Origin of the sequence: Vibrio sp. TRT 2004 (assembly GCF_050113735.1) — a bacterium.
Classification (GTDB): domain Bacteria; phylum Pseudomonadota; class Gammaproteobacteria; order Enterobacterales; family Vibrionaceae; genus Vibrio.
Genome location: NZ_JBNJOH010000010.1, coordinates 85,058 through 106,898, shown reverse-complemented (window position 1 = coordinate 106,898; position 21,841 = coordinate 85,058). Strand labels below are relative to the sequence as shown.

Sequence of the window (21,841 nt, the reverse complement as noted above, 5' to 3'; positions counted from 1 at the left end):
GGCAATTCATAATCGTTGGTGAAGGCGTCTACCCCTGCTGCGGTGAGAGAGATTTCGCCGGTAGCACTGTCGATTTCGAACAAGTCTTGACCATCAACCTGAACATTCGAACTGATGCTGTAGCTCACCACATCACCCGCATCTTCATCGGTGGCGGTCACGGTACCTATCACATAGGCGTCAGAGGAATTTTCGTTGTAGCTGAACGAATAACCACCTTCAGGTTGATCAAACTCAGGGGCTTCGTTGAGATCCAACTCGGACAAATCAACGTCCACTGATGTTTCAAGCTCACCATCCGATGCCACTACCGTGATGGTGTGCTGATTGTCTGGCAATTCATAATCGTTGGTGAAGGCGTCTACCCCTGCTGCGGTGAGAGAGATTTCGCCGGTAGCACTGTCGATTTCAAACAAGTCTTGACCATCAACCTGAACATTCGAACTGATGCTGTAGCTCACCACATCACCCGCATCTTTATCTGTGGCGGTCACGGTACCTATCACATAGGCGTCAGAGGAGTTTTCGTTGTAGCTGAATGCATAACCACCTTCAGGTTGATCAAACTCAGGGGCTTCATTGACATCCAACTCATTTAAAGTAACTAAAACTTGGGAGATGTTAGTACCATCGCTGGCCTGTACGACAATGTCGTGGCTATTTAAGCTACCTTCATCTTCAAAATCATTGCTGAAGGCGGCAGCCCCTGCTTCCGTCAGTGATATTTCCCCTGTATCCGAATCAATGGCAAAGTAATCGGCTAGTGGGTCACCATCTTCAAACACCAAAGAATATGTGACACTGTCACCCTCAAGATCCGTCGCAGAAACGGTTCCGATTACCGTACCTGGTTCTGAGTTTTCATCATAAGAGAAATCGTAACTCTCTGCGTCAAACACTGGCGCTTCAAGTTCAATAACAAGCTGTGCCGCAACAATATCCAACAAGGCAAGACTTTGCGTTTCAGACAAACCTTGAGACTCCAATCCTGAAGTATCAAATTGAGTCTCTGCTAATGTTTCGGTACCAGTACGGTCGATATCTCCCGAACCAGTGAGGCTTGAGCCATCCTGTCCTCCGGCGGCGGTCGCGAAATCGTCGTTCTGAGTTGGATCGACACCTTGCTCAATCTGCTCAATAATCGAAGCGATTTCATTATCTAGGTTGAGTTCGAGGTTTCCCCCTTCTCCGATTAACTGTGCCTCAATCCCAGTCGGTGAATCAGCATTGGCTGTAGCGTCTTGTCCCAAGACTACTATCACTTCACCGGGTGCCGGAACTTCGCCTGGCAACAACTCTCGGATATCACCATTTACGTCAATCACAACAGTTGTGCTGGCAAGTATAAACGGCGCTAAGCTCTTCGCATTCATAAGCAGGTTCCCCATACAAACGGTATGCGATCCCCCCCTCTCCACCATTGTGAAGATACAAATTACGCATACCTCTACACCTTAAAAACTAGCTCCGAAGCTACTGACATTCTAGTTAATAGCAACAAAGTACTAACGAAAGTTACTAAGTCATTAATATTAGGTCTCATTTTTATAACGCAAAAATTCTCAAATAAGAGATATATCAACTAAGCTTTTGATACTCGCCACAGGCTAAACACACGCTTAAAAAGTGCCGCAAACATAGCACTGATTAAGGAGGCTACCTTGAACTGGAAAAAGTCACTCATTGCAAGTGGTGTACTGCTAGCTTGCCTATCGGTACAAGCACAGACACTTGAGCAAGCGGTTGCAATTACTCTTGCAACCAACCCTGAAATAAAAAGCACCTTCAACGAGTTCCAAAGTGCAGTCAAGCAAGCAGATGCATCAACAGGTGCCTATCTGCCAAGCTTAGATTTGGACGCTGGCATTGGTTATGAAGGCATTAATCCCGCTGAGTCGACCGGACGATCGGACACCGATCTGACAAGAAAAGAAGCAAGTATTAGTCTGACCCAATTGCTATGGGACGGCAATGCAACTTTAAATGATATGGATAGAACCGCAGCAGACGCTGAATCTATCCGCTATCAACTTATTGCTGATGCTTCCGATATAGCACTTCGGGTGACACAAGTTTATCTGGATGCAGTAAAGGCAACAGAGGTGCTTGCCCTATCCGAAAGTAACCTTGCGGTCCATAAAGAGATTTATCGTGACATATCACGCCGCGCGAGTTCAGGGATCGGCTCAACAGCCGATGTTTCACAAGTAGAAGCTCGGCTCGCCAAAGCACACGGTAATCTATTGGCAGCACAAAACAACCTCATCGACACACACACTCAATTCCGTCGCATAGTTGGACAAGAGCCATTAGGTCTGATTTACCCGCGAGCTGACGAATCCAAGCTGCCATTGTCGTTAACGGACGCTCTTGTCGAAGCCTTTGATAAACATCCAGTTATCAAAGTGTCTCAAGTTGACGTCGATTCTGCTCGTTTCCAATACAAGCAGTCTAAAGGTAACTACTTCCCCACACTTTCGATTGAAGCAAGCCAAACATGGCGAGACGATGCCGGCGGTGATCGAGGCAGCAGTGATGAAACACTTGCGATGCTCCGCATGCGTTACAACCTTTATAACGGCGGATCTGACCGTGATTTGTCGGAACGAGCAGCATTCCAACTCAACCAAGCTAAAGATTTGCGCGATAATGCATATCGCCAAGTTGAGGAAAGCCTTCGCCTATCTTGGAGTGCACTAGATTTAACACTGCAACAGAAAAACTTCTTAGCCGACCACGTTGATTCTGCATCAGAGACTGTTATTGCCTATAAAAAGCAGTATCAGATTGGCCAACGAACCTTACTTGACCTACTCAACACAGAAAATGAACTGTTTGAAGCGCGTAAGGACTACCTTGATGCACACTATGCAGAACAATACGCCAAGTACCGCGTTATGAATGCAACTGGCAATCTGTTAGATGCGTTATTGGTCGATACCCCTGAGGCTTGGACTAAGCGAGTGGAGTACTAAGTATGATGAACAAACACCTAATCCCTCTCACTTTACTGTTTATCGTTCCATTCAGTGCAGCCAATGCAGAGGACGAATACGACTACATAGAAACGCCTATCGCCAATCAAATATCAGATCTGACTGACGATGATAAAGATGGTGTGGTGAATGCACGTGATATATGCCCTGGCACACCCGTTGGCGCCATGGTAGATAATGATGGCTGTGGCGCAGCGATTGTAGAACAAGAACAGCGACAACTCAGAATTTTGTTCGCCAACGACTCTTATGAAATCAACCCAATCTTCTCCGATCAGATCCAGACTATGGCGGAATTTCTTGATAGCTACCAATCTGCGTCAATTCAGATTCAAGGTTATGCCAGTAAAGTGGGTGATCCCAACTATAACCTTGAGCTATCAAAAAAACGGGCTCACGCCGTTGAAGACGAACTACTTTCGTATGAAGTGGATCCAAAGCGCGTCACCATCGTCGGTTACGGTGAGTCGCGTCTAGAAGCAGAAGGCGATGACGAAACCTCTCATGCTTTAAATCGTCGCGTAACCGCAACGGTGGTAGGCCTGAAAGAAGAAGTTGTTGAGGAGTGGACTATTTTCACCATCATTGAAAAGTAGCCCAAACAAAAATCCATAGGTAAAAAAACGCCCCGTCTCTACGGGGCGTTTCTAATACTAATGCTGTCTGTTTTGAATTAGTGCTGAGAGTTCACTTGCTCACTACCCTCAACACTAGCGGCCTTCTTTGGCAACGACACGTGTAGTAGGAAGTAACCCAATACAGCTGCTGTCGTTGAGCCCATTAGGATACCCAAGCGAGCGTAGGTATCAAACTCAGCGTTAACAGAGCCAAATGCCAGTGAAGAGATGAAGATCGACATGGTGAAACCGATACCACACAACACAGACACAGCGAAGATATGCACAAAGTTAATACCTTCAGGCAGTTTCGCAATACCTGATTTCACTGCTAACCAGCTGAACGAGAAGATACCTAGAGGTTTACCAATCAATAGACCAAGCGCGATACCCAGAGGAAGCATGGATGTCAGACCGTCTAACGACACACCTTCCAACGAGATGCCTGCGTTTGCAAAAGCAAACAGTGGCAGGATACCAAACGCAACGTATGGGTGAAGCGCATGTTCCATATGTATCAGTGGCGAGTGCTCTCCTTTCTTACCTTGTAGAGGGATCGCAAAACCGAGCACAACACCTGCAAGCGTAGCGTGGACACCTGACTTCAACACCGCAAACCACAAGATAGCACCCACAATCATATAAGGTGTTAGCTTAGTCACTTTCTTAGAGTTCAAGATAAACAGTGCCGCTGTCATTGCGAAGCCAACCGCCAGCGCTGAAGTAGAGAGATCACCCGTATAAAATAGCGCGATGATCACAACAACACCGAGGTCATCAATAATAGCCAGCGCAAGCAAGAAAACTTTCAGACTCACTGGTACACGCTTGCCGAGCAGCGCCATGATACCTAAAGCAAACGCAATATCCGTCGCGGCTGGAATCGCCCAGCCTTGAACAGCTTGTGCATCACCATAGTTAAACAGAATGTAAACCAAAGCTGGAGCCAGCATGCCGCCAACGGCTGCGATTGCTGGGAAGATAGCTGTTTCTTTTGATTTAAGAGCACCTTCAAGTAGCTCTCGTTTTACTTCCAAACCGATTAGCAAGAAAAAGACAGCCATCAAGCCATCGTTGATCCAATGCGACACAGACATACCAAATACGTAGGTATGAAGAAAACCTTGGTATGCATCATTCAACGATGTATTTGCGATTGTCATAGCAACTGCAGCCGCAATTACCAGCAGAATGCCCCCGGCAGACTCCATTTTGAAGAAATCGCGAATCATGTCATTCATTATATTGCCCTTATATTTATTATGTTAATAAGCGATTAACAAAGAATACAGTTGAGTTTATAGAGTTCGCCAACACAGTAAAAATCGCTTCTTTAGAGTAAATGATTCGGTTTTTCCGATGAAAACCGTTCGAATGCCATTTATTTTCCTTAGTTAATTATAGGCAAAATCAACGCTTTTCCATATAAAAACGCAAAAGCCACTTCATATTACAAGAGAAGTGGCTCTGGTATGATTGAAACACAACAGTTTGTACACCCATCAAAATCGAGGTTAGTAACCGGTAAGTTGCATAAACCCCTTGGCTTTGTGACTTCCCGTTGTGGTAATTGGCCCTTCCCAATATGGCAAAACAAAAGGAAGCCACAAGTTGGAGTTCAATACTTGGGTATTTAATCGGATTCCATAATCAGGGACATTGATTGCCCATTGCATAGGAATCGATCTTCCATTGTTGAAATCGGCGGACAGCACGGGCGTGATATCGATTTGATCATTGGTGAGCGTAACGACTTTGCCATCATTGCTTGATAGCGTGCCGAACAAATAAGGCAGCTGCTGATCATGACGATAGCGACTAACCGACAAGGTTGTCTCATCATCAAGCTGGAACACAAACCAATCCCAGCCTTGTTGCCCTTCGGCTAGCAAACCACTTCCCCACTCTTTGCTCATCCAGCCTTTGCCTTCGACTGGCACAACCTTGTTTCCGCCAAGATCCAACAGGCCTTTAACGTTCAAAAATGGGGCTGTTATATTGTGAGAAGCGATGGGCAACAAATCGTGTTTAACAACGTAACCACGTTCTCCGGGAATGACAAACGGCCCGCGCGTCGACGTGGTGAGGCGAAGACCAAAAGTATCCGTCTGAGCGTCCAATAGCCCAGGGAAAGGTGTCTGTCCCAAAGAGCGCCAGAACCAGTTATCAATCCATAGTTTGAATGGTTTGACCGTCATGCCGGCTTGTCCGATCCCACCCCGTGCGACTCGCTGCTCACGCCAGACACGGTGCTTATCAGAAATAACAACATGAGAAATATAGAGTTGAGGGCTTTGCCAACCTGATAAGTTACTGTCGCTGTTCGCGATACGGAAGTAACTCCATTGGACACCGTATTGGTTGCCTCTTTTATCAACGACATTGGCAAAGAAGTGCCACCATCCATGCTGATATTGGTTGTGAAACGCGAAGTCTTCAGGCAACACCACAGGAGTGTCAGGCAGCACTGGTTCAAACACTTTATCCGCTTGAGAGCGGAACATCGCGTTCATTCCATTGTGGTTGTCGACGCTATCGAGTTGGTTCGAGTGATGAAAATAAAGTGCTGAAAATATACCTGCCGCAATAGCGATAATTGCTATGATCACGAGCGTGAATTTCGAGCTCTTCATTTACAACGCATCCCTTAATGACTTCATCGGCGTATTTCTCACCATCCGTAGAACAGGCAACGCCCCAGCCAACATCAAAGAGAGCATAGCTAGCGACGCAGTCTGAAGATATTCGGTTGGTATGAATTGTAGTTCCAGAGTCCAACCAAATGACTGTTTAATGATGATATCTACCACAAGGCGTGCCAAAGCAAGCCCCAACGGCATAGCAATCAACATCGAGATAGCACCGAAAACAAACAGCTGCAAACTGCCCATTAAGATCAGCTCTCGTCCCGACATACCGACACAGCGAAGCAAAGCTATGTGTTTCTGACGAGAAACCTCCCCCGCGACTGTCGCGAAGAAAATACCAAACACCGCTATGACCAACGTAATATTGCCCAACGTATCCGCAATGGAGAAAGTACGGTCAAACACGCGCAGTGCATGTTTGTGAATATCACTATTGTCAAACACTCGCTCAGAATCAAGCCTAAACACCGCCTCGAGACGGCGTTTCAAACCAATCGGATTGACATCCTCCTTGAGCACAGTGCCCAAAGCAACCATGCCGCTTCCAGCAAAAGCGTAAAGCCAATTTCGATGGGACAAGAGCACTTGGTTATACGGGTTGCCATAGTCATAATAGACCCCAACAACTTGCCAACCTTGCCCTAGTTTCCCATCAAGATCGATGTAATCTCCGGGACGAATCCCGAGCTTAAGTGCCATCGATTCACTCACCATGACACCCTTAGAGTGGTGGAGATGATACCAATAGTCAGGAATACCAAGCTTGACCGTCAGAGCGCCTAACTCACCTTCAGACGGTCCGGTACTCACCACTTGCAGTGCACCATAGGAGGTAGAGACCTCTTTTTCCCATCGCCACCAAACCGACTCAACCTCTGGCTGTTTAGCTAACCAACCACTCATTCGAGCCGCGGTACTGGTATTCGGATAGATGTAGAGATCTGCCGCTAAACGCTGACTTAACCATTTATCCGTGGTATCCCTAAAACTGCCGACCATCGTTTCAATACCGATATTGGCCGCCATCGCGAGCATAAAGGCCATTGTAGCGACACCTCGATAGCTCATACTTGCAGCCGCATCGGCGAAGAACCAGCGCACTTTTACCCAGCGAAGTGAATATGAAAGGCTTTCGAACACTCGCCAAATAATATAAGGCGTGAACAGTGCGACACTTAACAGCATCAAAGCAATAATGGCAAAACCCGACTCTTGTGTCTGCGGAGCCTGATAAATCGCAATCGCGGCCATACAGAATGCACATGCCAGCAATGCTTGAATAGTGAACTCTGCACCAGTAAAGCGAGCCAGTGACAATCGCGTGGTAAGACGAACAGGCTGAGAACGCAGTAAGCGCACCAAAGGCCACGCACAGGCGACAATGGCACCTGCGGCCGAAAGATACAAACTGTAAAGACTCGCTTGCCAGTTCCAGCTAATCGCCAAACCAACGTTAGCATCGTAAAGATCGCTTAAACTTGCTGACACTGTTGGAATCAGTTGGTTTGCTAACAGCATGCCCAGCAAGTTGCCGCACAACCAACTCACCAAGACCAATGCAAGCAGCTCCAGCAACAAGGCCTGCGCAAGTTGCCAGCCTGATACGCCAGTCTGGCGCAAGATACCCACTAGCCGTTGACGCTGAGTGAGAGACAGCGACATCGCCTGATAGAAGATAAACAGACCGACTAAAAAAGCCAACATCCCCATCGCACTCAAATTCATGTGGAACGCTTGAGTCAGCGATTCTAGTTCTGCACGCGAACTGCGGTTCAACTCCATACCATTAGGTAGAATAGATTTTAGCTTCGCCAGTTTTTCAAGTGGCATATCACCACACGCTATCACGGAGATACCAGAGCTGCGCGCTAATGTTCTCAGTAGCGAGATATCGGCTAGAATACGAGTCCCATTTAGCTTCCCTTCTTGGTCGACCATAATCGGACCAAGCGTACTACCGTTATCTAACTGAATTACATCGTTGTCTTGCCACTTCATTCGAGCAGCCAGATCCGAACTGACAAGGATTGGATAAGGGGGATGCATCAAAGCGAGTGTTGACTGATCTTCGAGCAATACGCCAGGTTGAAAACGCAGCATTGCCACAGGGTCGATACCAATCAGCATCAAATCGACACCGCTCGCGGTATCAACTCTTAAACTTTCAAACGGTGCACATTGATGGAATCCATCACGACGCAGCTGGATGTAAAATCCTTGAGGGATCTTGCTTGTGGCATGCTTAGGACGAACACGATATGGAAGAGGGTTGGAAAATAGCTTTTCACCATGCTCATAACTTTGACGAGCATGGCTATTAATCGCGGTCACGCCAACTAAGAGTGATACACCAAGAGTAAGACCGAGCCAGACGAGAAGGATTTGAAAAGGATAGCGCCTGTAGTGGCCAAGTAGTGCTTTAACTACGGGCCATAACATGCAACTGCCCTCCTTGGAGCCTTATCCTGCCTTCCATATGTTCCGCAACGCGTTCACTGTGCGTAACCAACAATAAAGTACAGTCAAGCTGCCTGGTTAAGCTCGTTAACAAACGCATCACCGCTTCTGCATTTCGCTCATCAAGACTTCCCGTAGGTTCATCAGCAAGAAGAATCTTGGGTTCCATATATAACGCACGAGCAATCGCAACACGCTGTTGCTGACCACCTGATACCTCTTCAGGATAGCGACCTAATAGCGGCATTAAATCCAAAGCAGAGAGAATTTGACGCCATAGTCCCTGATCTTCAGGCAAGCCTTTTAGCTGGCGACAGAAACGGATGTTATCCGCGACATTCAGAGTCGGAAGAAGGTTAAATTGCTGAAAGATAAGGCCAATGTTATTACGACGATAAGCGGTGCGCTTGGTCTCTGCGACAGAGTTCATCGCAAAATTGGGGAAAAGAACTTCACCAGAATCAACGGTATCAAGGCCTGCTATCAGGTTGAGTAAAGTGCTCTTTCCAGAACCACTTTCGCCCATCAGAGCAACCTGCTCCCCTTGTTTCAATGACAACTCAGCACCTTGTAAAACAGGGTGAAATTCACCACCGTCTAAGTAGCCCTTACATAGGTCTGTCAGTTGTAACATCGATTCTCTCGTTAACCTTACAAATAGGAATGTGAATCTACACTAAATCGACCCATCTAGGAAGTAATTTGGATACTAGATCACAAGATATGCATCTATACACATCAAATAGACGCTCAATATCTAATTTTCGATCAAATTACGTATCCATTTGCGTGTACTCATCCTAAACAGCGAACCAAACCATTTAATCAGTTCTTCGGTCAAAAACAGCAAATAGATCCACTCTGGCGGCCAGCCTAAGACAATCGCCGCAAACGCAGCAAGAGGAATACCAATAAGCCATTGAGCAACCAGATCTTGGTAGAGACAGAACTTAACGTCACCCCCTGCACGCAACACGCCTACAATGGTCATCATCGGCACAGAGCGAAGTACGATACCAACACTCAATACAAGCATAAACTTTTCCGCCAAAGCGCGGGTTTCGGCAGACAACGCGCTAAAACCATCAAGCACAGAGCTTTGGACAAAGAACAGCAAAATCGCAACCACAACACCAACAAGTAAGCTGAGTAGCGTAACACCAATAGCTTGATAATAAACCGCATCATAATTCTTAGCGCCAATCTGATTACCCACCAACACCGCTGCGGCATTCGACATTCCTATTAGCAATGCTAAGGCGATAGATTCAACAGGCGTCATCACTGATAACGCAGCCAAACCTTGAACACCGGATTGTCCCATAATGGCGTGATAAGCAAACAAACCACCAGCCCATGCCAAGAAGTTAAAAGTGGTTGGCAGAGACAGTTTCAAGAACTTGATGACTCTATTCCACTCAATGACTCGTCGAATATCATCAACTCCAAACGCCAGCAAATGCTGCTTAACATGCAGGTAGCAAAATAGCGTGAGCACCTCTATCGCGCCGCTCATCACCGTTGCTATCGCCGCCCCTTTGATCCCCATTGCAGGCATACCAAATTTACCAAAAATCAGTACCCAGTTGAGAAAGATGTTGGACACAATACCAATGCCACTAAAAAAGGTGCTGATACCGGGCTTATGCATCGCTCGCAAGCCCACCGACATACTGGCAACACAAGCGACTGCGAACATGGTGACTGACGTGATGACCAGATAGTCGCTACCGAGTTGATTGACCTCTGGATCATTGGTTGCTAGCCCCATGATCTGGCTTGGGAAAAGAACAAATAGCAGAGCAGTCAGCGCAGCAAATAGGGTACAAACCAACCAAGTTAAAGCGGTGCTTTCACGCACCCCTTGTCGATCACCTGCCCCCCAATATTGTGCTGTCAGCAAGGCCCCACCTGTGGTCACACCGACTAACATAATGGTGGTAACAAACGTTGCCCTAGCAGCGACACCGACCGCCGCAATTTCTGCTTCGCCTAATTGGCCTAACATCAGAACATCGACCAAACTACGGCTTGAGAACATGATACTTTGCAGCGTGATAGGTAGAGCGATAGCAATCAGACGGCGGATAAAGTCACCACGGGTATGGTGCATGATTTGAGAAAGCATAGACAAACGCCCACCTTGAGCTGCAACAGCATGAAAATAGAGAAAAAAATACTTGGTTATTATATGATCGGCTTAAATATGAAACCATAAAAATATCAGGGAAAATAAATGAAGAAAGTGCTGGTATTGGGGGCGTCAGGATACGTGGGTTCTCAACTCCTAGAACAGCTCTGCCAACGTGGTTATCTCGTTACAGCTGCGGCTCGACAAATCGAGTATCTTCGTGCGCGCGTGGCACCTCATCCCAATCTAACCCTGCGCTATCTTGATCTTGTCGACCAAGCGGCGACCATGGAGCTTGTGCCTCACTTTGATCTTATCTATTTTCTAGTCCATGGTATGGCTCACGGCCATGATTTCCTTGATTACGAAATCTCGCTGGCGGAGAACTTTAAAGCCGCCCTAGCCCACAGTAAGGTTCAACACGTCATCTATCTGAGTGCGATTCAACCTCAGACTGGCAATTCAAAACATCTGCAAGCGCGGCGAATGACGGGGGACATCATCCGTTCCTCTGGCGTTCCTATCACTGAGTTACGCGCTGGAGTGATTATTGGCCCAGGTTCTGCTGCTTTTGAAATCATGCGCGATTTTGTCTACAACATGCCGTTGTTGATCACCCCTAAGTGGGTCGATTCACGCGCGAACCCAATTGCACTAGAAAATCTCAATCACTATCTGCTAGCCGTCGCGTTAGAGCCACCAACAGAACACCAGTTGTTCGAAGTAGGCGGGCCCGACACTCTCAGTTATCGCGAACAGTTTAAAGTCATTGCGCAGGCAATCCACAAACCAATATCGATATGGTCGACCTCTTTGTTGACCCCAAAGATGGCATCACATTGGCTTGGCATAATCACGTCTGTCCCTTCAAGTATCGGTGCAGCACTGCTATCTGGGTTAGAACATGATTTTATCGCTGACTCGACAGCCATTAGGCAGCGCTACCCTCAGCAACTAGTGCGTTTTTCTGACATGGTCAAAAACAGCATAGAGCGTGAAGGGACTTTCGTTCGTAGTAATGTTTGGGGATTTGACCCAGCAGCTCTCTCGCGCTGGCAACCCGGATTTGGTTATTACCCTAAACAGACCGGAGCCAGTATTGAGACCGAGTTAAGTTCCGAGCAACTGTGGCAACTGGTCAAACAGATTGGCAGCAGACAACAAGGATATTTCTTCGCCAACAGTTTGTGGCGCACGCGAGAATGGCTCGATATTTTTTTCGGTGGCGGTCGCCCTATCAGACGCTCCCCGTCGGGGCCACAGTTGCAAGTAGGCGATTTTATTGACTCATGGAAGGTCATCCGCTGTGAAGAACAGCAGTTCATCTCTTTACTGTTTGGTATGAAAGGGCCAGGGCTTGGTCGATTAGAATTTTCGATAGAGGATGTAGGCCAGTTTAGGCGCTTAACCGTAACGGCATGGTGGCACCCCCAAGGTTTCAAAGGGCTTCTTTACTGGTTTGCGATGATGCCAGCGCACATGTTTATTTTTAAAGGAATGGTCAAAGCCATTGTTCGAAAAGCAAAAGAGCTTCCACACTCGTAGAAGCTCTTTTCGATTACAGCTCGATGACTATACCGTCAAACTCAGAGGTATTTCTGCAAGCTGATTACCTCTATTGGCTGGGAAAATCAAATATTCACCGTGATATTTCACATTTGATTTATAGTCGGTGACTTTATGTACCATAAAGCCTGCTGCGGATGCTTTCTCAACAAAGTCCGCATGATGACCACGTACAAACCAACTCATTGGTTTCACTAGCTCTTCGCCATCAAAACAGTTATCACACTGATCTGCACAGAGCGCCAGTGAGTTTGGACCTTCAGTAAAAATCTGAACTTTACCGCAATTGACTAGTGGTTCTGAGGTTGAGATCTCCCACCCTTGCTGCTCCATTGCATCAAGAAAAGCATCAATCTCTTTGTCTTTAATCACACGTTCAGCTTCACCTTGTGGGAAAAACTGCGCATAGAACTTAGAGATTCGCTGGAAAGTCTGCATCAAACTAGCTTGATTACCTTTAGAACGACCGCTTTTTTGCCAACGAGTCAGGTCATCGACCACAATACGTGGATACTGCTGCGATTTTAGCGCTTTGGTCACCCAACGAACCAAATAAAGATTGTTTGCCACTGGCCCATTCACCAGCTTACCCGCTTTGTGCTCTCGAGCAATGTCATCCAATGCCGCATTCACTAGTTTTTGTATTTCTACCGTATATTCAGACATTACGCCTTTCTTCCAAATACCCAATAACAGGTAGCCGAGATCACCGAGCACAAGCTCATAACCGTTATCATCGGCCAGGTTACGCCGCCGGGCAAAAATGCCACAACAGCACCAATAATAGACCCAGTTCCAAAACGTAGAGTCCCTGCCAACGAAGAAGCAGTACCTGCCATCGTTGGATAACCACTCAATAATAGTCCCATGGTGTTACTGCCGATGGTCGACAATGTACCAATAAACATCACCACAAACACCACCGTGCCCCATAGACCTGCGTCGAGCAACCATGTAACAAATAGACCAATACCCGCGATAAGTTGAACCAGTAAACCAAAGCGCAACATGTTATGCGAGCCGACCTTTTTAACTAATCTGCCGTTAATGCTGGTCATAATAATCATTGCAACGATATTAAGCGCAAACAAATAACCAAACTGATCCGGCCTCACACCATAAATATCAATATAGACAAACGAACCTGCGGTCAAAAATGCAAACATGCCTGCAAAAGAAAACGCTCCCGAGAAGATAAGACCCATCGCCACAGGATTTTGAAACAAGCGTAAATAGTTGCGAAGTGTATTTCTGATCCGTAGCGGTTGCTTATTTTCTGCACTTAAAGTTTCAGGAATCTTCCACAATACTAGGGCGATAACAACCAAGGAAAATGCAGCAAGAATCCAGAAAATCGCTCTCCAACCGAACCAAACCGCTACATATCCGCCAATCATAGGCGCAATCAGCGGAGCAACCGTCATAACCAATGTGACAAATGACATCGCTCGGGTGAAATCCTCTCGGTCAAACATATCGCGAACAACCGCTTGGATAATCACGGCGGCCGCTGCACCAGCAAAACCTTGAGCGGTGCGAACCCAAGTCAACGCATCGATGCCATGGGTTGTTGCACTGACTACCGATGCTAAACCAAAAAACAGCACGCCCAGCAGCAAGACCGGTCTGCGTCCATAGCTGTCTGCTAATGGCCCATGAATTAACTGACCAATGGCGAAGCCTGCGGTATAGGCGGTCAAGGTAACTTGTACCGAACCCTCACTAACACCAAGATCGCGGGCGATGGCTGGCATTGCTGGCAAGTACATATCAATGGCTAAAGGGGTCAGAGCACCAATCGCACCCAGCACTAAAAATAGTAGAAAACTGATATGTGGAGTATTGGATTTCGCTAAGGATTTTTCAGACATAAGTCTCCTACTCGGCGGCGTATAAGATGCAGCCTCCATGCTGCAACCAAACAGTATGTATAAATATCAACGATGTCGTGATCCGATCTATCCTCAATCAAATCCGGATAAAAAACTAGTTCCCATTCGGAAACAAAGCATTTCCCCAAACTATCTATTAATTCCAGACAGATTCAATTTCTTCTTCAGTCAGATAACGATATTCGCCCGGTTCCAAGGTGTCACACAACTCGATTTCACCAATGCGTTCGCGGTGCAGATGTTCAACTTTATTTCCCAGAGCGGCAAACATACGCTTAACTTGGTGATACTTGCCTTCCGTGATCGTCAGTAATACTTCATTTTCTTCCGCATTCACCACTTCTAGGCTGGCAGGAAGCGTCAGCTCTTTCTCATTGCGCAACTGAATACCGGCCGCAAACTTGTCTGCGTAGTCCTCTTGCACAGGATCCGCCAACCATACACGATAGGTTTTCGCACACTTATGCTTGGGAGACGTAATTCGGTGCGACCACTGACCATCATCAGTAATCAACACTAGACCTGTAGTATCCACGTCGAGGCGACCAGCAAAGTGAAGATCTTCAATTTTCACTTCGTCCAGCAACACAAATGCTGTTTGATTGAATCCATCTTCATGCGAGCAAACAAAACCATCAGGCTTGAACAGCATGATATAACGTGGACCGGGTTTATGTATTTCTCTACCCTGCCACTCAACCGTACAATCTTCAGTGATCTTAACTGCACCACTTTTCTGCACGACGTCGTTAACTGTTACATCGCCACTTTTAATGATTTTTGTTGCTTCTTTACGTGTTGCACCTAATGCATCACATAGATATTTATCTAAACGCATGAATACCTCATCTCAGTCAGGTGGGGTATTATAGTGCGACTAAACTAAATAGTTGAGCTATTTCACACATTTTATGTATACACTCCGCCCTTACCAGTCTGATTCGGTAAAAGCCGTAATCCATCACTTTCGTCAACACTCAACACCGGCTGTTTTGGTACTGCCTACCGGTGCTGGAAAAAGCTTAGTTATCGCTGAATTAGCGAGGCTGGCAAAAGGCAGGGTTTTGGTCCTTGCCCATGTGAAAGAGTTGGTCGAACAAAACCACGAGAAGTACGAAGGATACGGACTCAAAGGCTCAATCTATTCAGCAGGTTTAGGGCGTAAAGAGACAGACCAACAAGTGGTCTTCGCATCGGTTCAATCTGTGGTGCGTAATCTCGATCAGTTTGAAAATCAATTTTCACTCTTGGTCATTGACGAGTGCCACCGAGTACCCGACGATAAGAACACCAGCTATCAAAAAGTCATTACCCATCTGCGAGACCTCAACCCAGGCATTAAGGTTCTGGGGTTAACCGCAACACCCTACCGACTTGGAATGGGCTGGATCTATCAGTATCACTCTCGTGGTTTGGTGCGAAGTGAAGAGCCACGTTTCTTCCGCGACTGCATTTTCGAACTGCCCATTCGTTACTTGCTTGATGAAAAGTTCCTCACTCCGGCGAGAATGATGGACGCACCAGTGCTGAGTTACGATTTCTCGCAGCTTAAACCTGCCAGTACAGGTCGTTACAAAGAGTCGGAAATGGATATGGTCATCGACAAAGCCAAGCGAGCCACCCCGCAAATTGTCGACCAAATCATTCACATGTCTAGCCAGAAACAAGGCATCATGATATTTGCCGCTACGGTTCGCCATGCTCAAGAAATATTTGGCTTACTTCCTCAAGGGGAAGCCGCCATCGTCATTGGCGATACCCCGACACCTGAACGTGACGCCATTATCAGCGCCTTCAAGCAGCGAAAAATTAAGTACTTGGTCAACGTATCAGTATTGACGACGGGCTTTGACGCACCGCATGTTGACCTTATTGCTATCTTACGCCCCACAGAATCGATCAGCCTCTATCAGCAAATCGTTGGTCGCGGATTACGCTTATCTGCGGGGAAAGATGAATGTCTGGTACTGGATTACGCCGGCAATAGTTACGACCTTTATCAGCCAGAAGTTGGCGATCCCAAGCCCGACTCAGACAGTGAAATCATTACCATACCTTGCCCTGCCTGTGGTTTTAATAATAACTTTTGGGGCAAACTCGACAACAATGGATTTTTGATCGAACACTTTGGCCGTAAGTGCCAAGGCTATTTTGAAGATGATGACACAGGCGAGCGTGAACACTGCAACTATCGTTTTCGCGCCAAATACTGTGGTGAATGCGGCGCAGACAATGATATCGCAGCCCGAATTTGCCATGAATGTGACGCCACTCTGGTTGACCCAGACAAGAAGCTAAAAGAAGCGTTAAACCTAAAAGATGCCTTGGTCTTCGAATGCCGTGAAATGACCCTCTCTGTCCACAAAGACGATAAAGGCAAAAACAGTCTCAAGGTCGCTTATATCGGGGACAACCAAGCGCAAGTTAGCGAGTTCTGGTCACTCTCTACCAAACCGCAAAAGCAGCGTTTTCTCGATCAATTTGTTCGCCCACATTTGGCAGATAAACATCGCCCCTTTGATGAGTCTTCACCGACCAAAGTAGTCAACAATCAACATAGATTCCGCCCTCCTCAGTTTGTTATTGCCAGAAAATCCGGACGCTTCTGGAAGATGCGCGATAAGATTTTTGCTGACGAGTTAACTAACTAAATGCCATTCACTTGGTGTTCATAAACAAGTCCGTATACTGAGCGATAGAAAATGCGAGAAGGTATGATTATGTTTAAAAGTCCGATAGTTACGACGTCTGCCATCGTTGCCTGTGTGCTATTCTCATTACCAACAATGGCTAAAAAACATGACCAGCAAGATGGTCATGCTTTAGTTCAGGACGTACACAAGCCCGGAACTCGAATTGAGTTCGATGAGGATCAGGATGAAGTCTATGAAGCGGTCAAAAATGGCAACATTCGCCCTTTTTCAGAACTCTACGCGGCCGTTGAACGTGACTTAAACGGACGAATCATTCACGTTGAACTCGAAGAAGACGACGATATCTGGGTCTACGAACTCAAATTAAACCACGACAACAATATAATTAAAGTCGAGTACAACGCCAAAACTTTGGAAATGCTGCAAATCAAAGGCAGAAACATTAAACAAGCACTAAAAAACTAAGAAGAACTGAATATGAAAATTCTTGTTGTTGAAGATGAACCACGCCTTGGTGAACAAATTGTAGAGTCATTAGAAAAAACCGGCTGGGTGCCAGAACTTTCACAAGATGGTATTGATGCCCTCTATCGCGCGACCTCCGAAGAGTGGGACGTCATCGTACTTGATCTTGGCTTACCTAAATTAGATGGGCTAACCGTTTTGAAAGGCATTCGAGACGAGAACATCAACACGCCTGTGGTAATCCTTAGTGCGCGAGACACCCTGACCCAACGCGTAGAAGGACTCAATGCCGGAGCCGACGACTACCTGACTAAACCCTTTGAAATGGTCGAACTGACCGCTCGCATACGTGCGCAGTTGCGCCGCGCTTCAGGCAACGCATCTCCTGTGATGCAAATCGGTAACCTCAGCCTCGATACGCGTACATCCAAAGTCATGTGGCAAGGTCAAGCGATTAGCCTCACTGCGCTGGAATATAAAGTCGTCGCCTACTTTATGCATAATCCCGAAAAGGTTATTTCGCGCACCGAACTGGTTGAACATATCTACAAACAAGACTTTGACCGTGATTCAAACACCATTGAAGTTTTCATTGGCCGTATCCGCAAAAAAATCGCACCAAAAGTGATTAAAACCGTTCGTGGCCTAGGGTATCAACTGAATGCCGAGTAACAAACGAACGCTGCTTAAACGACTGAGCCTTAAAAGCCGCCTCGTCCTTGCGGCCATAGTCTGGCTAACAGCGATGATTATTGCAGTTGGTGTCAGCGTACCCAATCAAGTATTCAACTACATGGTTGATGACACCAAATCACAGCTCACCATCTATATGGATGAGATCTCAGCATCGCTTGAAGCCGATAAAACCGGCAACCTTACCCTCACGAGCGCACTCTCAGATCCACGTTTCAATCGTCCCTATAGTGGACTTTACTGGTCAGCCAAAACAGACAAGGAACTGCTTCGTTCACGCTCTCTGTGGGATAAAAAAATCACATCGGAGAAGAAAGAAAAAGAGTATTTTGGCGCACGAAACGAGAAGCTCATTTACATAAAAACCACCCTTTACTACCCAGACTATGACGGCCCAATCGAAGTGATTATCGGCATCGATGAACAACCTATCGAAGATACCGTCGGCAGCCTTATGAGCCAATTGTGGATTATTCTTGCCCTGCTCTATTTTGGCGTTCTGGCGGTCATTTTCTTGCAGGTTCAATGGTCACTCAGTCCGTTGACGAAAATGCACAACGAACTCTCTCAGTTACGTTCTGGTGAAAAGACTCAGCTAGATCAAGACTACCCCAAAGAAGTCGCTCCGGTTGTGTCTGATCTCAATGCGCTGGTGTTCCACTACCAAGAGCTACTTGAACGCGCTCGACACCATGCTGGAAATCTATCTCATGCGTTAAAAACGCCTTTGTCGGTGTTAAAAAACGAAATCGCGGCGCTTGATCAAGAAACCCAGCGCTACCTACACCCCCCCGTCGAGCAGATTCAAAGCCAAATTGACTACCACCTTGGCCGTGCTCGTATGGCTGGCTCAAAGAATATTCTTTCGGTTCGAGCGAATCCTTCCCAAAGAGTTGATGCGATTTCGATGGCGTTCGATAAAGTCTATGCAGAGCGTGGCGTGACGCTTATCAACGAACTTGATTCCGATATTCAAGTGGCGGTTGATAAAACAGACTTAGATGAAATGGTCGGTAACTTGCTCGAAAATGCGTACAAATGGTCAGAAAGCATCATCCGTGTGCATTCCGAGACCTTAGCAGCTGATGACATCGCCATTATCATTGAAGACGATGGCCCTGGGATACCCGATGAAAAACTCAAACAGGCAATTGAACGTGGAGTACGCCTTGATGAGACAACGCCAGGTACCGGTTTAGGCTTAAATATCGTCAGTGAAATGGCACACAGCTACCGAGGGAAACTAACCCTGTCACGCAGTTCCATGGGGGGATTGAGAGCGGTGTTAACATTAAAGCTTTCATAATCAGTCATCATTCCAGTTGAGTAATCTCATCGTTGCAATAGACCTTGTTCACCTTATCCCACGGAATTGGATCGAGCGTCGCACCAAGCTGTTTGGCTCTTTCTGCCATCCGCTTGCCATAATTGATTCGATAGATTTCAGCATCGTTGCCAAAGGTGTCAGCGTCTAGCTCTTCAGCAGGCGCAAGTTCAGTAATGAAATTGTACTCACCACAACCATAGAGCCACACTTTTGTATTCCCGTTGGGTAGAAAACCAAAAACAATAGTTACCTTGTAGCAATCCAGTTCGACATTATCCCAAGTAATATATTTGCGCTTCGTAGACATTTGTTTTTTTAGATTATTTGGCAACTCCAGTAGAGTTACATATGATTTGGCATTACTTATTGATGCCCAATAAATAGTAATACTATCGGGTAAGTTATTAGTTCCACTGACTTGCCTTGAATAGCCGATAGGAGCTCCCAGTACCATGCCGTACCCATCATAATTTGGGTAAGACTTTTTTATATATTCGAATTTGCTTCTATATAAATACTGCTGATCATTATGTAAAAATGACGTCCAGCCAAGTTGCTCATTATTTCCATATGCTCGAAGCACTTTTGCAGGATATAAAGTCGACATAGCATAGCCAACACGCCATTTAGGCATATCTTCCGGTACATCAGGAACACGACTAAATGCATTAGCATTTGTAAAAACGATAAGCCCTAGCAGAGCAATAAACCACTTTATATCAAGACAACTCACAGCATCATGCCCTCTACTTATCTTGCAAAAGGTCAAAACACGTCATAGTTCGAGCTTAGTAATTTCTTCTTTGGAATAGACCTTGTTAACCTTTTCCCACGGAATTGGATCGAGCGTCGCACCAAGTTGTTTGGCTCTTTCTGCCATATCCTCGCTATAATTGTCTCGAATAATTTCCGCATCATTGCCAAAGGTATCCATCTCGAACTCCTCTACGGGTTCAAGCTCGGTAACAAACTTGTACTCGCCACAGCCATCTAGCCACACTTTTGTATTTCCGTTGGGTAGAAAGCCAAAAACAATATCACTTCGGTAACAGTGAGTTTTAAAGCCGTCAAAGCGGGTGAATGGCTCTTTGGTGCTCATCACCGTTTTCATCTTAGGCGTTAGATCAAATTTGGTCGCAAAAAACCTTTGATTGGTGATTGAAGACCAGTAAATATAAACACTATCAGGAAGTGTCTGAGTTCCGCCAATTTGACTACTGAATCCAACCGGAACTCCCAAAGCTATACCATATCCACTGTAATCTTTATGTGACCGCTTAGCATATTCATATTTAGTTCTATATAGATACTGTTGATCATTATGTATAAATGATGTCCAATCATGCTCCTCATTTACTCCATAAGCTTTGGTTACTTTAGCTGGGTATAACGTTGACATTGCATAACCAATACGCCATTTAGGCATATCTTTCGGTACACTAGGCACCCGACTAAATGCATTAGCATTTGTAAAAACGATAAGCCCTAGCAGGGCAATAAACCACTTTATATCAAGACAACTCACAGCATCATGCCCTCTACTTATCTTGGAAAAGGTCAAAACACGTCATAGTTCGAGCTTAGTAATTTCTTCTTTGGAATAGACCTTGTTAACCTTTTCCCACGGAATTGGATCGAGCGTCGCACCAAGTTGTTTGGCTCTTTCTGCCATATCCTCGCTATAATTGTCTCGAATAATTTCCGCATCATTGCCAAAGGTATCCATCTCGAACTCCTCTACGGGTTCAAGCTCGGTAACAAACTTGTACTCGCCACAGCCATCTAGCCACACTTTTGTATTTCCGTTGGGTAGAAAGCCAAAAACAATATCACTTCGGTAACAGTGAGTTTTAAAACCATCAAAACGAGTGAATGGCTCTTTAGTGCTCATCACCGTTTTCATCTTAGGCGTTAGATCAAATTTGGTCGCAAAGAACCTTTGATTAGTGATTGAAGCCCAGTAAAGATAAACACTATCAGGAAGAACATTCGTCGCCGCTACCTGGCTTTTTACCTCAACTGGTATACCTAATGCGATGCTGTAGCCATTGTAATTCGGGGCATACTTTCTCATCTCTTTAAGCTCAGTTCTGCCAAAAAACAGCACATCATTATGAATAAAGGAGGTCCAATTATAATCCTCATTGACACCGTAAGCTTTGGTTACTTTAGCAGGGTACAAGGTCGACATAGCATAACCTATACGCCATTTAGGCATATCTTCCGGTACGCTCGGCACTCGACTAAATGCACTGGCATTGGTAAAAGCTATAAGCCCCATTACTGCCATAAACCACTTCATATCAAGACTCCTTCAGGCACGGATAGATTTCACGCTGATAGCTCTCACCCACTTGGTTAGGCTCAATATGTGGTGAGCAGGCTTACCCGCAAT

At 46.1% G+C, this 21,841-nt stretch carries 19 protein-coding genes; 7 read left to right on the top strand and 12 right to left on the bottom strand.

What is annotated here, in order from left to right; genetic code table 11:
- Positions 1 to 1,373, bottom strand: a 1,373-nt coding sequence (locus ACQEXR_RS06630; RefSeq protein ID WP_427019989.1) for a cadherin domain-containing protein, incomplete at its 3' end; no start/stop codon positions are given.
- 288 nt (positions 1,374 to 1,661) lie between these two features.
- Here ACQEXR_RS06630 and ACQEXR_RS06625 point away from each other — a divergent pair.
- Together ACQEXR_RS06625 and ACQEXR_RS06620 are read left to right on the top strand one after the other, a co-directional pair.
- Positions 1,662 to 2,975 carry a TolC family outer membrane protein gene (locus tag ACQEXR_RS06625; RefSeq protein ID WP_426953226.1) on the top strand — a complete coding sequence of 438 codons (1,314 nt, stop codon included), beginning with the start codon at positions 1,662 to 1,664 and terminating at the stop codon, positions 2,973 to 2,975.
- Between the two features lie 2 nt (positions 2,976 to 2,977).
- Positions 2,978 to 3,592 (top strand): OmpA family protein, encoded by a 615-nt coding sequence (locus ACQEXR_RS06620; RefSeq protein WP_138971993.1) that lies wholly within the window; start codon positions 2,978 to 2,980, stop codon positions 3,590 to 3,592.
- Positions 3,593 to 3,669: 77 nt separating this feature from the next.
- Here ACQEXR_RS06620 and nhaA read toward each other — a convergent pair whose 3' ends face one another.
- The 5 genes from nhaA to ACQEXR_RS06595 all read right to left on the bottom strand — a co-directional run bounded on the left by nhaA (position 3,670) and on the right by ACQEXR_RS06595 (position 10,846).
- Positions 3,670 to 4,854: a Na+/H+ antiporter NhaA gene (nhaA, locus tag ACQEXR_RS06615; protein ID WP_426953225.1), complete on the bottom strand. Its 1,185-nt coding sequence runs from the start codon at positions 4,852 to 4,854 to the stop codon at positions 3,670 to 3,672.
- 273 nt (positions 4,855 to 5,127) lie between these two features.
- On the bottom strand, positions 5,128 to 6,246 hold the full coding sequence (locus tag ACQEXR_RS06610) for a lipocalin-like domain-containing protein (protein ID WP_427019988.1): 1,119 nt from the start codon (positions 6,244 to 6,246) through the stop codon (positions 5,128 to 5,130).
- Positions 6,247 to 8,700: an ABC transporter permease gene (locus tag ACQEXR_RS06605; RefSeq protein WP_427019987.1), complete on the bottom strand. Its 2,454-nt coding sequence runs from the start codon at positions 8,698 to 8,700 to the stop codon at positions 6,247 to 6,249.
- A complete protein-coding gene (locus ACQEXR_RS06600; protein WP_331417169.1) occupies positions 8,681 to 9,352 on the bottom strand; it encodes an ABC transporter ATP-binding protein in 672 nt (223 codons plus the stop codon). The genes ACQEXR_RS06605 and ACQEXR_RS06600 overlap by 20 nt, the downstream gene beginning before the upstream one ends.
- 123 nt (positions 9,353 to 9,475) lie before the next feature.
- A complete protein-coding gene (locus ACQEXR_RS06595) occupies positions 9,476 to 10,846 on the bottom strand; it encodes an MATE family efflux transporter (RefSeq protein WP_138971998.1) in 1,371 nt (456 codons plus the stop codon).
- Between the two features lie 108 nt (positions 10,847 to 10,954).
- Between ACQEXR_RS06595 and ACQEXR_RS06590 the strand changes: the two genes are divergently transcribed.
- Positions 10,955 to 12,394: a DUF2867 domain-containing protein gene (locus tag ACQEXR_RS06590; RefSeq protein WP_427019986.1), complete on the top strand. Its 1,440-nt coding sequence runs from the start codon at positions 10,955 to 10,957 to the stop codon at positions 12,392 to 12,394.
- Between the two features lie 27 nt (positions 12,395 to 12,421).
- On the opposite strand, the gene ACQEXR_RS06585 is transcribed toward ACQEXR_RS06590, so the two are convergent.
- The 3 genes from ACQEXR_RS06585 to rsuA form a co-directional block, all read right to left on the bottom strand.
- The gene (locus ACQEXR_RS06585; protein ID WP_138972000.1) at positions 12,422 to 13,081 is read right to left on the bottom strand and encodes a DUF2913 family protein; all 660 of its coding nucleotides are present in this window, start codon (positions 13,079 to 13,081) and stop codon (positions 12,422 to 12,424) included.
- Entirely contained in the window at positions 13,081 to 14,286 is a 1,206-nt protein-coding gene (locus ACQEXR_RS06580; RefSeq protein WP_331427956.1) for a Bcr/CflA family multidrug efflux MFS transporter, read from the bottom strand. Before ACQEXR_RS06580 ends, ACQEXR_RS06585 begins: the two co-directional genes overlap by 1 nt.
- A gap of 157 nt (positions 14,287 to 14,443) precedes the next feature.
- A complete protein-coding gene (rsuA, locus tag ACQEXR_RS06575; protein ID WP_331417165.1) occupies positions 14,444 to 15,145 on the bottom strand; it encodes a 16S rRNA pseudouridine(516) synthase RsuA in 702 nt (233 codons plus the stop codon).
- 73 nt (positions 15,146 to 15,218) lie between these two features.
- On the opposite strand from rsuA, the gene ACQEXR_RS06570 reads away from it, so the two are divergent.
- From ACQEXR_RS06570 to ACQEXR_RS06555, 4 genes are all read left to right on the top strand, one after another.
- A complete protein-coding gene (locus ACQEXR_RS06570) occupies positions 15,219 to 16,958 on the top strand; it encodes a DEAD/DEAH box helicase (RefSeq protein WP_426970510.1) in 1,740 nt (579 codons plus the stop codon).
- A 69-nt stretch (positions 16,959 to 17,027) separates the two neighbouring features.
- A complete protein-coding gene (locus ACQEXR_RS06565; protein WP_426953217.1) occupies positions 17,028 to 17,426 on the top strand; it encodes a PepSY domain-containing protein in 399 nt (132 codons plus the stop codon).
- Between the two features lie 12 nt (positions 17,427 to 17,438).
- The gene (locus ACQEXR_RS06560; RefSeq protein WP_138972005.1) at positions 17,439 to 18,098 is read left to right on the top strand and encodes a response regulator transcription factor; all 660 of its coding nucleotides are present in this window, start codon (positions 17,439 to 17,441) and stop codon (positions 18,096 to 18,098) included.
- Positions 18,088 to 19,425 (top strand): ATP-binding protein, encoded by a 1,338-nt coding sequence (locus tag ACQEXR_RS06555; protein ID WP_427019985.1) that lies wholly within the window; start codon positions 18,088 to 18,090, stop codon positions 19,423 to 19,425. Before ACQEXR_RS06560 ends, ACQEXR_RS06555 begins: the two co-directional genes overlap by 11 nt.
- A 7-nt stretch (positions 19,426 to 19,432) precedes the next feature.
- On the opposite strand, the gene ACQEXR_RS06550 is transcribed toward ACQEXR_RS06555, so the two are convergent.
- The 3 genes from ACQEXR_RS06550 to ACQEXR_RS06540 are packed head-to-tail and all read right to left on the bottom strand — an operon-like array spanning position 19,433 to position 21,748.
- Positions 19,433 to 20,179 (bottom strand): DUF2931 family protein, encoded by a 747-nt coding sequence (locus tag ACQEXR_RS06550; protein ID WP_427019984.1) that lies wholly within the window; start codon positions 20,177 to 20,179, stop codon positions 19,433 to 19,435.
- 42 nt (positions 20,180 to 20,221) lie between these two features.
- Positions 20,222 to 20,971, bottom strand: a complete 750-nt coding sequence (locus tag ACQEXR_RS06545; protein ID WP_426953214.1) for a DUF2931 family protein — start codon at positions 20,969 to 20,971, stop codon at positions 20,222 to 20,224.
- 42 nt (positions 20,972 to 21,013) lie between these two features.
- Complete coding sequence (locus tag ACQEXR_RS06540) at positions 21,014 to 21,748, bottom strand: DUF2931 family protein (protein ID WP_426953213.1); 735 nt, start codon at positions 21,746 to 21,748, stop codon at positions 21,014 to 21,016.
- Positions 21,749 to 21,841: the final 93 nt, after the last annotated feature.